At 45.9% G+C, this 14,826-nt stretch carries 11 protein-coding genes; 7 read left to right on the top strand and 4 right to left on the bottom strand.

Going from position 1 to position 14,826, the window contains the following annotated elements:
• Positions 1-108 precede the first annotated feature (108 nt).
• Genes EYB31_RS03430 through EYB31_RS03440 form a run of 3 tightly spaced genes read right to left on the bottom strand, consistent with a single transcriptional unit; the run spans position 109 to position 5,641 of the window.
• Positions 109-2,334: an AraC family transcriptional regulator gene (locus EYB31_RS03430; RefSeq protein WP_131011869.1), complete on the bottom strand. Its 2,226-nt coding sequence runs from the start codon at positions 2,332-2,334 to the stop codon at positions 109-111.
• Positions 2,335-2,387: 53 nt separating this feature from the next.
• Positions 2,388-3,881: a helix-turn-helix domain-containing protein gene (locus EYB31_RS03435; RefSeq protein WP_131011870.1), complete on the bottom strand. Its 1,494-nt coding sequence runs from the start codon at positions 3,879-3,881 to the stop codon at positions 2,388-2,390.
• Positions 3,881-5,641, bottom strand: a complete 1,761-nt coding sequence (locus tag EYB31_RS03440) for a sensor histidine kinase (RefSeq protein ID WP_131011871.1) — start codon at positions 5,639-5,641, stop codon at positions 3,881-3,883. Before EYB31_RS03440 ends, EYB31_RS03435 begins: the two co-directional genes overlap by 1 nt.
• A gap of 226 nt (positions 5,642-5,867) precedes the next feature.
• Between EYB31_RS03440 and EYB31_RS03445 the strand changes: the two genes are divergently transcribed.
• From EYB31_RS03445 to EYB31_RS03470, 6 genes are all read left to right on the top strand, one after another.
• Positions 5,868-6,728 carry an ABC transporter permease gene (locus EYB31_RS03445; protein ID WP_131011872.1) on the top strand — a complete coding sequence of 287 codons (861 nt, stop codon included), beginning with the start codon at positions 5,868-5,870 and terminating at the stop codon, positions 6,726-6,728.
• Complete coding sequence (locus tag EYB31_RS03450) at positions 6,722-7,579, top strand: carbohydrate ABC transporter permease (RefSeq protein ID WP_131011873.1); 858 nt, start codon at positions 6,722-6,724, stop codon at positions 7,577-7,579. The genes EYB31_RS03445 and EYB31_RS03450 overlap by 7 nt, the downstream gene beginning before the upstream one ends.
• Before the next feature lie 69 nt (positions 7,580-7,648).
• Positions 7,649-8,485 carry a metallophosphoesterase family protein gene (locus tag EYB31_RS03455; protein WP_131011874.1) on the top strand — a complete coding sequence of 279 codons (837 nt, stop codon included), beginning with the start codon at positions 7,649-7,651 and terminating at the stop codon, positions 8,483-8,485.
• Between the two features lie 12 nt (positions 8,486-8,497).
• Positions 8,498-9,076 carry a histidine phosphatase family protein gene (locus EYB31_RS03460; RefSeq protein WP_131011875.1) on the top strand — a complete coding sequence of 193 codons (579 nt, stop codon included), beginning with the start codon at positions 8,498-8,500 and terminating at the stop codon, positions 9,074-9,076.
• Between the two features lie 19 nt (positions 9,077-9,095).
• Positions 9,096-10,667, top strand: coding sequence for an extracellular solute-binding protein (locus tag EYB31_RS03465; RefSeq protein ID WP_165452186.1), 1,572 nt, complete (start codon positions 9,096-9,098; stop codon positions 10,665-10,667).
• Between the two features lie 346 nt (positions 10,668-11,013).
• Entirely contained in the window at positions 11,014-11,829 is an 816-nt protein-coding gene (locus EYB31_RS03470) for a helix-turn-helix domain-containing protein (protein WP_165452188.1), read from the top strand.
• Positions 11,830-11,938: 109 nt separating this feature from the next.
• On the opposite strand, the gene EYB31_RS03475 is transcribed toward EYB31_RS03470, so the two are convergent.
• A complete protein-coding gene (locus EYB31_RS03475; RefSeq protein WP_131011878.1) occupies positions 11,939-13,339 on the bottom strand; it encodes an FAD-dependent oxidoreductase in 1,401 nt (466 codons plus the stop codon).
• 428 nt (positions 13,340-13,767) lie between these two features.
• On the opposite strand from EYB31_RS03475, the gene EYB31_RS03480 reads away from it, so the two are divergent.
• Positions 13,768-14,649: a sugar phosphate isomerase/epimerase family protein gene (locus EYB31_RS03480; RefSeq protein ID WP_131011879.1), complete on the top strand. Its 882-nt coding sequence runs from the start codon at positions 13,768-13,770 to the stop codon at positions 14,647-14,649.
• The last annotated feature ends 177 nt before the right edge of the window (positions 14,650-14,826 follow it).

The raw sequence follows: 14,826 nt of genomic DNA on the forward strand, positions 1-14,826 counted from the left end.
GCAAAAAGCCTGCTCTTGTTTCCTCCGTTTTGCTGAAGCAAAACGCGGGAAACAAGCAGCAGGCGGGTCCTGGAGCGATAAACAATTTTCGCATATAAACAATTTGGTTTATTCCTGGCTGTCCGCTTTGCGGAACTCGCCCGGCGTCTGGCCGACAATACGTTTGAAGGTGCGGATAAACGAAATCGCGTTGGCATATCCGACCTTATCGGCAATATCTTGAACGGAGCTGGAAGATTGCAGAAGCAGCAGCTTCGCTTGCTCCATTCGTACGGCGGTTAAGTAATCCACGAATTTCTCGCCGAAGGTGTCTTTGAACAGCTTGCTCACGTAACGCGGGCTCAGCCCGAATTCATCGCTCAGATGCTGCAGGGACAATTCCTTGTTGGCGTGATGCAAGGTGATGTATTCTTTGATTTTGACAATCAGAGAATAGTTCGATTGATCGTCGCGCCAGCTCGATATTCGCATGCTTAGTTGCTCAAACAAAGCCGTGAGCGGTCCTTCTATTTCCGCAACGGTATCCATTTTTTCGATGCATTCGTTAATTGCGGCGATGGTGCCGGCCAGGTCAAGGCCGGGCGACGTTTCTTCAAGCTTCTGCAGCTCCTTCTGAACATGAAAGACAAGATAGCTCAAAATGTTTTGAACTTCGTCTTTGGAGATCAGATTTTCCTTCATGCGGGCGAAAATTTCGGCCAGACGGCTTTGCCAATCTTCTCCCAATTTGAATTGCTGCGTCAGCGCTTTGGTCATCTGCATAAACGGATACATATCTTCTTTGGGCGCGGTTTGAATGTCCCAATGGCCAATAATGCGGTTAGATCCCAAGGACGACTTATAAGCAAGCGCTTCGTGCGCTTTCTCGAAAGATCCGGTTAATTCGGATGCATTGTTCACCTCGGAACCAATTCCAACCGAGACGGTAAATTGCAAGTTTTCCTCGACCCATGCCCTTAAGGCGTTATAAATGCCGTACAGCAGGTCCTGAGTCTCGCGCCGCTGATCCTTCATGATGCAGATCGAGCAGAGCTGATTTGCTTCGCGCCACTCGCTCCACACATACACCGGCGCTTCGGCGGATATTTCGCCGATGACGTTGTTAAGCACATATTTGAACAGCTGCTGGTCGCGGTGGGAATAAGTTTTTATATATTCCGCATATTTATCCAGCTCAACAATAACGACGGTCAAGCTGAAGTAATCGGAAGGCAGCTCGAGCTGTTCCATCTCGCTTCTCCAATATGTCTCCGAAACCGCTCTTGTGCCGTCCACCAGCTCCCGGAAAAACAGCTTGCGCCGGTAAATCAAGTCTTCCTTATGCTGCTTTTCGTAATTGTTCGATTGTTCAATCAGCTTGTCCAAGGCCGACATAATAAAGTTGAATTCTTGAGGCCCCTTTTTATGCGCCGCCTTTTTGTTCAGTTGCAGAGAGTAGGAATCGATCTTTTCGATAATCGTTTGCACAGGCTTATAATTGCGGTGTGTCACGTAGGTGAGCCAGCCGATGCCAATCACAATCGTGATCATGCCGATGATCGTCCATACATCCGAGAAGATCGACAGGAAGTGCATCGTTGCGGTGTCCTTGAGGCCGGTAGCCGTTACCCAGCCGGTATAAGCGGACTTTTCTTTATGAACCGAGTCTGCGGACAAGAAAGCGGTGTTCTGGTCGGAAAACGGCCGGTTGTCGGCATCAAGCAGCTGCACATGGCTGATCTTGGAGTCCGTCGCTTCTTCGATCATATGGATGATATTGCTTGTCCGCACATTGGCTACAATAATGCCTTGATCTTTCAGGCTGAGCGGGACCTTCTGCGCAATGGTGACGACGCTGGTGGCATTCACATCTTGAAATTCCTTGTAGGCTCTGGGGGCGCTCCAACGGTAAGGAGAGGGCCGGTTCAACACGCTTTCGATAAAAGGCCGGTCAAGAAACTGGCTTTTTTCAAAAACGGTGTTTTTGGTGATGACCTCATTAGTCGTTTTATTATAAACATAGACGTCGTTCAAATAAGGAAACATGTTCGACATGTCGCTGAGTTTTCTGGATATTTGGTAGGCGAGGAAAGGTTCGATTTCTTGCTTGGCATCGTAAAATAGCTTGATCTTCTCGTCGGTCAGCAGCTCATTAAGAATCACATATTCGGTCAATTGCAGCGAGGAATCGATGTTCCGGCTAATGTGCTGGGCAAGCAGCTCATTTGTGCGGTTGATCTGGTTTTGCGATTCATGATTGATTTTGACATAAAAAATAACGATCAGCACCGAGATGATCACAAAAAAGATCGGCGTGTAGGATAGCAAAATACGGTAAAACAGCGAATTTTTCAAGCGGGATACCTCCGGCGGGTGAAAGTTCTATTCCTGTAGTATCATATCCGGCATCATGTTTGCAATGCTGAATTTGATTTTCGGTATTCCGAAGGAGTCCGCCCGGTTGTTTTGCGGAATGCTTTAATAAAATAATTGTCGCTGGCAAATCCGGTTTTCTCGGCGATTTCGATAATGGGCAATTCCGTATTGGATAAATATCGCATCGCATGCTCAATGCGAATCTGGTGAAGATACTGCATGATGGATTGGCCTGTCTTTTTCTTGAATAGTCCACTTAAATAGTGCTTCTCGATATTGACCCGATCGGCCAATTCTTGAAGACTTAACGGGTTGCTGTAATGTTGCCGCATGAACACAATCAGGCGGTTGATTTCAGGATGATCTGTGGTCAGGCTTTTCTCGGCAGCCAGCGCTTGCAGCAGATAGGCTAGCTGATCTTGCATCAGTTTTTGCAATTCCGTATGGGAATAGCTGGCCCATATCTCTGCGGTTTTATTTTCTTCCGTATGGTTGGCGATCCGCAAACAAGTATGATAAATCCGCTCGGCCGCTTTTTTCACATGATACATAGGGACTTGTTCCTCTTTCATACGGCTCCATATATGCGACAGCAATTCCTCGCAGCGATCCTTTTGCAAATTTTCCAAAGCGACAAACAACTCGCGTTCCAACGGCCATGAGAAGAAGGGTGCCCCTTCCCGCGCGGAATGGATGTTGTTCATGATGATCTTGTATATACCGGGATGGGGGGCGTACCAGAACTCCGACAACTTGAGCAAAACCTGTTTCCACATGGAAGCCAGATTTCCGAAAGGTACGTCGGCGCAGACGATAGCAGGATATGGGATCATTGCGGTTGCCGATAATTGTAAAGCATTCGATTTTGTAATAAAAAATGTGGTATGTCCCATGCGGGAAAAAAAGGATACGAACGGCTCAATGCCCGTTTTTAAGACTCCCCAGCGGAGAAGATCGCTCACGGCCAGTTTGGCAGAGCCATGCATGACCGAACAAATACAAATGGTCTGACCGATAATTTCTGTTTGTGATCCGCCCGCAGCCATTTCTGCCGGTTGGCTGTTATTGGCGGTCATCATCTGATCCCAGGTATATTCAAGCCATGGATGCATGTCGCCAAAAAGCGCTTTGGTCTGCATCGTTGATCTTTGGCGAAGGAACTGATCGGCTTTCATCAACACTTCGCCGATCCGCTCCGGTGTAGTCGACAGTTTCAGGCAATACCCGATAGCGCCAAGCTCCAAAGCTTGCCGGGCATACTCAAATTCGTTCATGCAGGTGAGCATGATGAAGCAGCCGTCAAAACCTCGTTCCTTGGCCAGCTTTAATAACTGCAGCCCGTCCATCACCGGCATAATAATATCCGATATGACAAGATCGGGTTTTAACCGGGATATCATATCGAGCGCCGCTTTGCCATGATCGGCTTCCCCCACAATCTGGAATCCATAGGCCTCCCAATGAAGCTGCTGCTTCAATTGCTGCTTGACCAGATCTTCATCTTCCACAAGAAGTACGTTCCACATTAAACTTCACCTTCCTCAAATGGAGTGGATAATAACAAAGGCATTCGAATGGTAACCGTTGTGCCTGTTTCGGACGAGTGTATAATAAACTCGGCATTTTCCTTGAAGAGCAGGGACAAACGTTCTCTGAGATTGTTCAGACCGATCCCCTTGCGGGAAGAAACGGGTCCTGTGACCGGTTTGAAGCCGCTCCCATTATCAGAAACTTTCAAGATGATCTCATTCTGATTCTTGTAAGCGCTGATTTGGATCACGCCGGTTTGCTGCATTTCTGAAAAACCATGCCGAATCGCATTTTCCACCAATGGCTGCAAGCTGAATTTCGGAACCAGCGCATATTTCAGCTCATCAGGGGCAGATATATCAAATTGAAGCCGATTCCCGAATCGCAATTCCTGAATGCTCACAAAAGCTTTCATTAATTCGATTTCCCGATGCAGATGAATCAATTCAACATCTCCGAGCAAACTACTCTCCAACAGAGTACCCAGATTCGTGCAGATGTCAGCGATCGGGTTAACCTTATAATCTAATGCGATCCACTTGATTGTATTTAAGGTGTTAAGCAGAAAGTGAGGATCCATCTGCGAAAGCAGCATCTGGAAGCGAAGCGCTTCCTTTTTCCTTTCTTCCCGCTTAAGCTGTTCTATGAGTTGGCCCACATCGTCGACCATACGGTTGAAGGACCGAGTCACTTGTCGAATTTCGCGGCTGTTCGTATCTTCCCGGATATGCACGTGCATGTTGTTTTCGGCGACTAACTCCATCTGCTTCTGTAGATTCCGCAGCGGCCGGGTGACCAAAGAAGATAAGAAATAAGTCATCATCACAAAAGCGACGGTTAATGTAATTGTTGCAGTGAGAAAACCTTTGCCCATGGAGCGGATATCCCCAAGATAACGTGCCATATCGAAGCCGCTAACTAAAGTCCATCCGTACGATTTCAAATAAATCGAGCTGATGATGCGCGAATCGTCCGAATCGATATGATAGCTGCGATCACCGTTATGATCAAGCGCGTTGGCAGTCTGTTTACTGGAGAGCGACTGTGCGTTTTTACTGCGAATGATGGGATGGCCTTGATCGTCCAGCAGGTAATAATCCTGTTTGACGGGCAATACGGAGTTGATCTCTTCCAGCCACCCCGATATTTGAAAACCGAATCGGGCGACTCCGACCGGTTGGTTTGCCTTGTTGCGCAATAAGGCGTACAAGGTGATATACCCGTTGGAATCCGCTTTAAGCGAAGATTGATTGGAAGACTCAAGTACCCAAAGGTAAGGAGATTGAAAGGAACGTTGAAACCACTCCTCAGAGACAAACGATATATCGTGGCGGATATTGACTTCGGATGGGAATATACTGTATCTGTTGCCGTTCAAGTCGTATATGGAGTAGTAGAGCAAATTCGGCGGATAGCCGACGATCTGTGTTATTTGTTGGGATTTTTTGGATAAAAATTCCCCTTTTATCCCCTCGTCCAAGGCCGCCCGATCCTCCAAAATTTCCTGCAGCTCGGGATCGTACTCGAGTAGAATCAGGGACTGTAATACGCTCACCTTGATTTGTTCCAGCTCGTTCTTCAAATAGTCAAGATATTGAAAGTTTTGCTCTACGATATTCGTTTGAATCGTAGCTTCCGTGTGTTGATAATAGTAAATCTGCATCGCGGCAAACGGAAATAAAATAAAAAGCAGGAAAATCGCTAAAAAACGATGCCTTAAGGATGTCGGAAAAAAAAGACGAATTGTTCGCTTCATGTTACGGCCTCCATAAGGGAGTATGGTATTCCGGTAATCATTGTATCATGGAACGGGTGTTCCAGACAGAGAGGCAAGCATTTAGTTAATATTTTACCATCAACTCCTTAACCTGAGTCATGAAGGTTGGCCAGAGAGCGTGGTATAAATAAAGGGAGCTCAATTTATTAGAACAGGATGGTGTTAGACGCTGGTTAAATTTCGAATTGCCCTCCCCTTGTATCTTATGATGTTTCCGGGCATTCTCTGGTTTGTGATTTACAAATACTTCCCGATGTATGGAGCGGTTATCGCGTTTAAGGAATTCGATATTATGCAGGGAATTCTTCAAAGCTCGTGGGCTGACCCGTGGTATAAACATTTTCAGTTTTTTTTCGAATCTCCCTATTTCAACCAGTTATTGGCGAACACGTTCTTAATCAGTATTTATAAACTGATTTTCAACACGTTTCCTCCGATCCTGTTGGCGGTGTTGTTGAACGAATGCCGCAAAGAATGGTTTAAACGCACGGTTCAAACCATTATGTACATGCCTCATTTCTTATCCTGGGTAATTATATACGGCATTGTGCTGGCGTTTCTCTCGCAAAGCTCAGGATTGGTCAATCATTGGCTTACAGAGCTTGGTTTGAAGTCGGTTCCATTTCTAACTTCGACGGAATGGTTCCGCAGTATTCTGGTGGGGACAGAGGTATGGCAAAGCGCAGGATGGGGGGCGATCATCTATCTTGCCGCCATGACCGGCATCGATCCTTCCTTATATGAAGCGGCGCGGGTCGACGGAGCGGGAAGAATGCGGATGATTTGGCATATTACCTTACCGGGAATCCGATCGGTGATCATCCTCCTGCTAATTCTGCATTTGGGCAAAATTATGGAAGCGGGCTTTGAACAGGTATACGTATTCTACAATATCAGTGTCTATGAGGTAGGAGATATCATTGATACGTGGGTGTTTCGCACCGGGCTTGAGCAGCTTAACTTCAGCTTGTCGGCGGCTGTGGGAATATTCAAGTCGGTCATCGGATTGGTGCTGGTTGTTGTATCCAACAGGATTGCCAGACGATGGGGGGAAGGCATATGGTAATCGGCACAAAGGATAAATGGTTCGACGCGTCGCTCATCGCATTGCTGAGCCTTTCCTGTATCGTGGTCATATTTCCGTTGTTATTTGTCATATCCGCCTCGATCACGCCGTATGCCGAGGTCATGCGCAACGGGGGATTTGTTGTTATTCCCAGATCCGTAACATTTACGGCTTACGTCGAATTGTTTAAGAATGCGGAAATTAGCCATTCTTTGCTGGTAACATTGTTTATTACGGTAGTCGGAACGATACTGAACCTGGTGCTGACCAGTTTGCTTGCTTATCCGTTAAGCAGACGCAATTTGCCTTACCGCAAAATATTTCTGTTTCTTATTTTGTTCACCATGCTTTTTAACGGCGGGATTATTCCTACCTATCTGATTGTCAAGGCGACCGGCCTTATGAACACGGTGTGGGCGATGATGATTCCGAATGCAATTGGCGCATTCCATGTGTTAGTCATAAAGAGCTTCTTCGAAAGCTTGCCGGAAGAGTTATTTGAAAGCGCCAAAATAGACGGAGCTAAAGAGGTCAGACTGCTTCTGCAGATCGTGATCCCCTTATCCATCCCTGTATTGCTGACGGTAGGGCTGTTCTATGCGGTGAGTCATTGGAATGAGTTGTTTCAAGCCATCATGTATATCACGAACCGTGAATTGCTGCCGATTCAGGTCATCATCCGCGAAATCATCATGCTTAACGATTCTGTAAGCGATGTCGCGGTAAGCGTTCCCACACTCTCGCTGCAGATGGCCGCTGTCGTGATAGCCAGCGCTCCGATCATCGCTGTGTATCCCTTTATCCAACGACACTTTGTCAAAGGGATGATGATCGGGTCCATCAAGGGGTAATCCGTTGGCTTTACTTGTTCCATGACGAACGATTGACAGTGCAGCTAATCTATTTGAGGGGGATTGAAAATGAAACTGCTTGTTATGGGAGATTTTCATTATTCGCGTTTGGAGGACCCGACAGCGGATGTACTTGAGGTACAGGAGAAATTATACAGTTACATGTTAAAAACGTTTTTTGAAATTGAGGCCGACTATCATATCTCTGTAGGCGATTTTTCCAACAAAGGGTACCCGGAAGAGCTTCAATATCTGGTTGATAAAATGAAAGTTTACAACGGAGATTTGAAACGTCGGTTTATCCAGGTTCTCGGAAATCATGATACGATAACCCTTCCCAAGCAGGAGATCTTGGCGATAACGGGACAGCAGCTCTACCACTCCATCGATACGAACGAGGCTATTCTCGTGTTCCTTGATACTGCGAAAGAAATGAACTTGCGCGATGCCGGCGGAGAAGTGTCAGAGGAACAAATAGCTTGGTTGGAAGATTTGGTGCAAAAATCAGGAAACAAACCGATGTTGATTTTCGCCCATCATCCTGTGTATGCAACAACCGCGAGATCGGAATTGAACATGTTATCGATTCATCCAGATCAGGATATTTGGCCGATTCTGCAAAGAAAGCAAGGCTCCGGGTATTATTTTTGCGGACATAATCATGTTAATTCCATTGTACAGAGGGATCATTGGCATTTTATCCAAACTTCATCATGTCTAGATATCCCGGCTTACCGAATAATTGACATTAATGCAGATAAAGTAAGCATCGATATGGTATTCCTTGATGAACAGTTTATCCCCTTGGCCAAACAAATCAGCCCGCACATGCTGCATTTCAGACATATTGCCGAGGCGCTAGGCGATAAATCCGACCATAGCTTGGTCGTTAATCATATCCAATAAGGAGAGTGTACGTTGACAACTGTTACATTTGTCAGACATGGAAACACAGATTGGAATATAGAAAACAGAGTGCAAGGGCACATGAACAATCCGTTAAATCATACGGGCAGGGCACAAGCGGCAGCGGTAGCGAAACGTTTGGCAGCAGAAGCATGGGATGTCTTTTATTCGAGCGATCTTCTGCGGACGCGGGAAACGGCGGAAATTATCGCCACTGAATTGAAAATGCCGTTTATCGAGTACGACGCGCGGCTGCGGGAAATTGGTAAAGGTCAACTTGAAGGTACCATTGAGAAAGAACGAATTGAAAAATGGGGGGTAAATTGGGAGAAGCTTGATTTGGGAGTGGAAAGTATCGAATTTGTGCGAAATCGCGGTGTCGAATTTATTGAAGAGATGGTCGTCAAACATCCGGGCCAAAAAATTCTTGTCGTCAGCCATGGATTTTTCTTGGCGCAGCTGTTCGATGAGCTGCTCCAGGACGGCGGGGAAGATGTTCTGAAGAACACTTCGGTTACCATTCTTGAAAAGAAAGACGATCAATGGAACTACTTGCTCTATAATTGTACTCGTCATCTCGAATCACTATAATCGAAAGGAAGGCATGTCCATGAAACTGAAAAATAGAAGAAGTTCGATCATTACCGCAGGGTTAGCTTTGGTTGTTATTACCGCAGGTTGCTCCCAAGGAGGGACAAACTCTCCGGCAAAGGATTCAGCAGCGAGCACAGCGGCTGCAACTAAAGAAAAGGCAAGCGGAGCTGCATCGACAAAGAAGATTGCCATCGAATATTTTGCCGGAGCGACCGTCCCTATGTTACCTCCCAAAGAAGAAGATCAGATTATGAAAAAGATCAACGAAACCGTTAACGTCGATCTGAAGATGACGATCATGACTTCGACAGACGCCAAAAACAAACTAAATGTCCGGATCGCGGGGGGAGATGTCCCCGATATCATGAACCTTCCTTATCGTGATTATTTGGAATTTTCCAAACGTGGATTGCTGTTGGATTTGAGTCCGTATAAGGATCAATTGAAGGATATGCAGCAGCAATTGGGGGATAGCTGGGACGATGCGGCTATCGGAGGCAAACTGTACGGAATAAAAAATACTGCCAACATGGGTCCGCGTTATCGTACGTATTGGATACGCCAGGATTGGCTGAACAAACTGGGATTGAAGGCGCCGACGACCCTAGATGAATTGTTGAAGGTAGCAGAAGCATTTACCTTCAAGGATCCGGATGGCAACGGAAAACAGGATACGTATGGGATCACCGGCAATGGCATGGCGGGATTTGGCCCCATTTTCGGAGCATTTGGCGTCCCTATGACAATTACTGACGATCTACGCGGGGAATTTTACGTAGAGAATGGGAAAGTGCAGAACAGTTTGTATGCCCCAGGGATGAAAGAGGCGCTAACTTATATCAATAAGCTTATCTCCGCAGGTGTCGTCGAGCCTGAAATGGTTGCTAGTAAAGAAGCTCAGGTCCGGTCAAGCGCGTATCAGGGGAAGGTGGGCATCGTATTTTTACAATGGCCGAGTGTCGTGAAGGATGAATTCATGAAGGAATGGAAAAGTATCAACCCCAATGCAGACTGGGTTCAGGTGGCGGCGATCCAGGGTCCTTACGGCCGAAGCAATAATGCCTGGGATGTGGCCGCATCAACCGTAACGGCGGTATCTCAAACGCTTGCCAAAAATCCGGAGAAGCTGGAGCGAACTTTGCAACTGCTCAAATATATGGGATCGGCTGAAGGATATAGGCTTGGTAGTTTTGGGATCGAAGGCAAACATTATAACCTGCAAAATAATAAAGTAGTTCCTACGGAACTTATGGCCAAGGAAGGCGACTTATTTTTCCCGTACCAGTTTTATGGCCGAAACGATGAAACGTATTTGCCGGTCAAGTTTGAAAAACAGATCAAATGGATTGATTATTCCTTTAATGAACCTCATACTAAGGTATACACCGGTGGGGTAGATTATCCGGCTGGGTTTAACATTAGTGATGCAAACAGATATATTCAGGAAGAACTAATAAAATTTGCTTATGGGAAGACAACGGTTGGCCAATACGATCAGTTTATCTCCAAATTGGAACAAACCTTCAAATATAAAGACTATATGAACAGTGCGGAGCAATATTTTAAAGAGCAGCGGCTTATTCAGTGATAATAACTTACTGATGGTTATTGGTGTCAATATACGCGTGCGGGCGGTAGGATGCGATAATTGCCAAACGGGATCGTATTCCGCCCGCACGTTCCTCTAACTCGCTGATAGCTGCAAAAGCGCCCTTAAACGGGCCTTTTTTCGTGCGGCGGCCATAATCGTCCGAACAGTTCCGGTTTGGCAAGCGCAGCCGCGCGATTGATTCATCCAGACTGATAAAACTGGCGCGATAAAAAGGGACCCATCATTTCTTATCCAGCGTAACCTGCACCGACAGGTTCACATGGTTGAATCGCAGAAGCCTGAGGAACAATACATTATTTCAAGTGGGGGAGCCGATACGATCATGAACGCTCCAACTTTATGGAATCAATCATTACTACTTGTTTCTCACGCATACTTCGAACGTAAAGAACAATTTGAATTGCAGGTGGATTCTTATCCCATATGGGTGCTGTTCGCTATCGAATCGGGGAAATTCGAGTTTCGGATCGGTGCGGAAAGCGGAACGATAAGCGCCGGGGAGCTTGTTTTTTGTCCTCCAGGTTATACGTTTCAGCGTAAAACGTTGTCACAGCTTGGGCTTCATTATATCGGGTTTGAATTTGCGGGGGGTCAGCGGTCGGATTACGCACAGATGTTGCCGAAGTTCAAATCGCATCCAACAGACGGTAAACGACTCGCTTCGGATTTTGCTTGCTTGCGCAGTCTCCATCTAGCCGTTGATCCGCGCAGTACCCTGCGCAAGCAATTGATACTTAATGACATATGGCAACTCGCGTGTGAGGAATGGGAGGATGTCCAGCAACAGGAGACGCATGCCGGCCTGGCGACTTCGGATGATGAGCTGATGAATCGCGCATCGGAATGGTTATACCGGAATGCCCATACTCCCTTTTGCATGAGTGAGCTGTCCGGACTGCTCGGGCTTAGCCACGTCCAGTTTACTCGCCGCTTCCGGCGTGCGTTCCGCATGACTCCTTCGGAGCTTGTGCGCAACTTGCGCATCCGTAAAGCGGCTGAGTTGATACTCAATAACGACTTGACGTTGGATCAAATCGCAGATCGCTGCGGTTATGATAACGGTTTCTACTTAAGCCGTGTGTTCAAAAACAGTATGGGGATGAGTCCTTCAAAGTTCCGTAAGCAGAACCGGGTGTGACGCACACAACTGTAACATACTCGGGCGGAAAAACAAGCACCGTTGTTAAAGGGATGTTTGCCGTATTGACGGTGCTTTTTTTGTTTTACTCGCCCGCTTCAAACCATTGTTATCGGACAACGCAACCGTCTTCTAATGAAAGTATTGCTCCATATTGGCGTAATTTTTGTCTTATAGCCTGAACATCTACATCTTCAGGGGCAATATTTTGTTGTGCAGCCATAGCCGCTCCAATACCTACTCCTTCGCCAACCGCCATACATGTAGGCATAACTCGTGAAGAGCCAAACACAACTGGATCAACACTTATACATCTGCCACTTAACATAAGGCGTTTAACATCTTTTGAAATTGTTGCCCCATAGGTTATACCATAAGGACCTGCAAGTGACTTAATCATTGTTGAATCACCCGATCCACTATGAATATCAATAATATATGATCCTAAAGCAATCGTATCTTCAGGAATGACTCCATGAACAGCAGCTTCTTCGCGAATCATTTGCTTGCCTAAAATTCGGCGTGTTTCACGAATACCCAAAAATGGCGCTATAGAGGATAAATAAGCATTCTCGAAACCTGGAACATTTTCTTTAAGCATGTTAATTAATGGTAATATTTGTAAATACGACTCGATTTCCCCTCTACTCAACTCTTCAATTTTTGTACCGTCAAAGTTCAAAATACGGATACAATTTAAAGCGATATACCCTTCTTTTGGCAAATTGATATAAATAATTGTATCGCGTTCAATGGGGCATTTTCCTTCTTTTCTAAGTTTTGAAACCGTGTTTTTTAATCCAACAAAAACATGATTTTCACTAGCCCGTAAAAACTGAGCTGTGTAACCAGGACGAATTTTCATTGAAGATCCATGTTTTAATTCTTCCGGATGTTCTTCTAAGAAATCCATAAATTTCTCTAATTTAAAGCCTCCAAGTGTAAACATTAGCGTAGGCGGTTGGGTTTCCCCATTCGCATATTGCCCCTTCTCGTATTCGGCTCCCGCCAAATAAGCAACATCGCCATCACCTGTCGCATCAACAAATACATCGGCAAATATCTCGATTTCTTTTCCTTTACCTTTCACAATAACGGATTTTAGTTCACCATTTTCAACAGTTGTTCCAACAATTTCACAATGTAATAATGGACGAACCCCATATTGCTTGATTTTTTCAAAGATAACGATTTTCATTAAATTAGGGTCAATCACTGTCGTTGAATTATGCAATGGACATTCTCTATGTCCGAACGCACCACCCAATTCAATCAAACGATCAACAATCTCTTGAGGCAGACCTCTTGTTACTTGACGACCTTGCGCATCCAAAAAAGCCAGTAAAGGTAAACCTATAGTCATATTCCCGCCTAAAAAGCCTTGGCGATCAACTAAAATGGTCTCTGCTCCTTCACGTGCTGCTGAAATTGCTGCACCAATCCCCCCGGCGCCACCGCCAAGAACAAGAACTTGCGTTTTAATGACTTGTCTTTCTGCACGGTTTTCCATAAATTACCTTCCCTCTTCCGTTATCGTTGCGTACGTAAAGGCATGAACTGCGAGTTGACCAAATAAGGATGTTCTTTTTTGTCAGCTCTATTTCATCATACAAAGGAGAGCGAAGCCTGAACATGCAGTATTATTTCATATGAGATGCACTTTATTTCATCTTTCAAATCATCTATGTGGCGACCCGCTGTATTATGTCGTCAACGCACAACAAAATCCATCGAATAGGATCGGTTATGGACAAGGGTACCCTATTGTCGGATATAGATTCCGGTCTGCTTCGCCAAAAACTCATTGAACAAGACGCCATCTTTGACTTTGACAACTGCAAATAAGCAGTGTATGGCACATCGGCGTATGTTATATTGGTAATTGAATTGAAAATAAAACACAAATTCACTATAGATCCAAAGAAAGGATGACTGAAGATGAGACTATCCACCTCAACTAATTTCTTCTCACACCGTTTAAATGGGGAAGATACTCCCTACATCGAAGCGGTCCGCCGCTGTAAGGAAGCGGGGTTTCTCGTGCAAGACGTGAACTTCTGTCCTGCCCTTGATGGCCGGACAGAGCTGGCCAAGGACAATTGGCAGGCGTTAATCGAAGATGTGAGGAATGAAGCCGAAAAGCTTGGAGTTGAATTTACGCAATCCCACCCGGTGTTTATTTCCGGCCATCCGTCGAATCAACCGGCTGAAAAGCTGGAGTATTATCGTGAGATGATGAGACGTTCGATTATAGCCAGCTCCATCCTCGGCGTAAAGTGGGCTGTTCTGCATCCGACGGAGGAGAGGACGAGTACGGTATTCGATACGGAAGCCAGCGTCAAAGCGAATATGGAATTTCACGGATTTGCCGTGGAGTTGGCCATGAAACATAATGTAGGCATTGCTTTCGAAAATATGATTGAAGGACCCAAAAGCAAAAGACGCTTCTCCAGCAATGCGGCTGAATTAGTGGCGTTAATTGACGCCTTTAAAGATCCTGGAGTAGGAGCCTGCTGGGATTTCGGCCACGGCAATTTTCTGTACAAGGATCAGCGGATTGCGCTTCGTACGTTGGGCCACCATCTTAAAGCCACCCATATGAACGATAATTGCGGCACGGCGGATGATCATTTGTTCCCATTCCACGGTACAGTAGACTGGCATTCCGTTCTGCCGGTGCTTTCCGAAATCGGTTATTCGGGTGATCTGACCTATGAGGCTCATAATGAGTTTTCCAAGCTGCCGGAGCATTTGAAGGACCCTGTGGCTAAAGCGGGCTACGAGATCGGGATGTATTGTCTGTCCCTGGCTAATCATTGAAAGTAAGTAGGGAAGCTTCTTAAGCCTTAAAAGCAGGTAATGAAACGTTAAAAGTTATCATTTATCCTAATGGATTATCTTGGCATGAGACCGAACTTCGGGACCTGATCGAGCCGCCGATTCGTAATGGTGGCGATCTTCCAGCGGAATGGGAATGAATGTTCCCGTTGAATCTCG

This window comes from Paenibacillus thalictri, from assembly GCF_004307995.1.
In the GTDB taxonomy this organism is placed as follows: Bacteria; Bacillota; Bacilli; order Paenibacillales; family NBRC-103111; genus Paenibacillus_AF; species Paenibacillus_AF thalictri.

Excerpts from the sequence above, each read along its gene's own strand:
- EYB31_RS03440 (WP_131011871.1), bottom strand. The coding sequence starts at position 5,641 with ATGAAGCGAACAATTCGTCTTTTTTTTCCGACATCCTTAAGGCATCGT.
- EYB31_RS03435 (WP_131011870.1), bottom strand. The coding sequence starts at position 3,881 with ATGTGGAACGTACTTCTTGTGGAAGATGAAGATCTGGTCAAGCAGCAA.
- EYB31_RS03445 (WP_131011872.1), top strand. The coding sequence starts at position 5,868 with ATGATGTTTCCGGGCATTCTCTGGTTTGTGATTTACAAATACTTCCCG.
- EYB31_RS03480 (WP_131011879.1), top strand. The coding sequence starts at position 13,768 with ATGAGACTATCCACCTCAACTAATTTCTTCTCACACCGTTTAAATGGG.
- EYB31_RS03470 (WP_165452188.1), top strand. The coding sequence starts at position 11,014 with ATGAACGCTCCAACTTTATGGAATCAATCATTACTACTTGTTTCTCAC.
- EYB31_RS03450 (WP_131011873.1), top strand. The coding sequence starts at position 6,722 with ATGGTAATCGGCACAAAGGATAAATGGTTCGACGCGTCGCTCATCGCA.
- EYB31_RS03475 (WP_131011878.1), bottom strand. The coding sequence starts at position 13,339 with ATGGAAAACCGTGCAGAAAGACAAGTCATTAAAACGCAAGTTCTTGTT.
- EYB31_RS03465 (WP_165452186.1), top strand. The coding sequence starts at position 9,096 with ATGAAACTGAAAAATAGAAGAAGTTCGATCATTACCGCAGGGTTAGCT.
- EYB31_RS03455 (WP_131011874.1), top strand. The coding sequence starts at position 7,649 with ATGAAACTGCTTGTTATGGGAGATTTTCATTATTCGCGTTTGGAGGAC.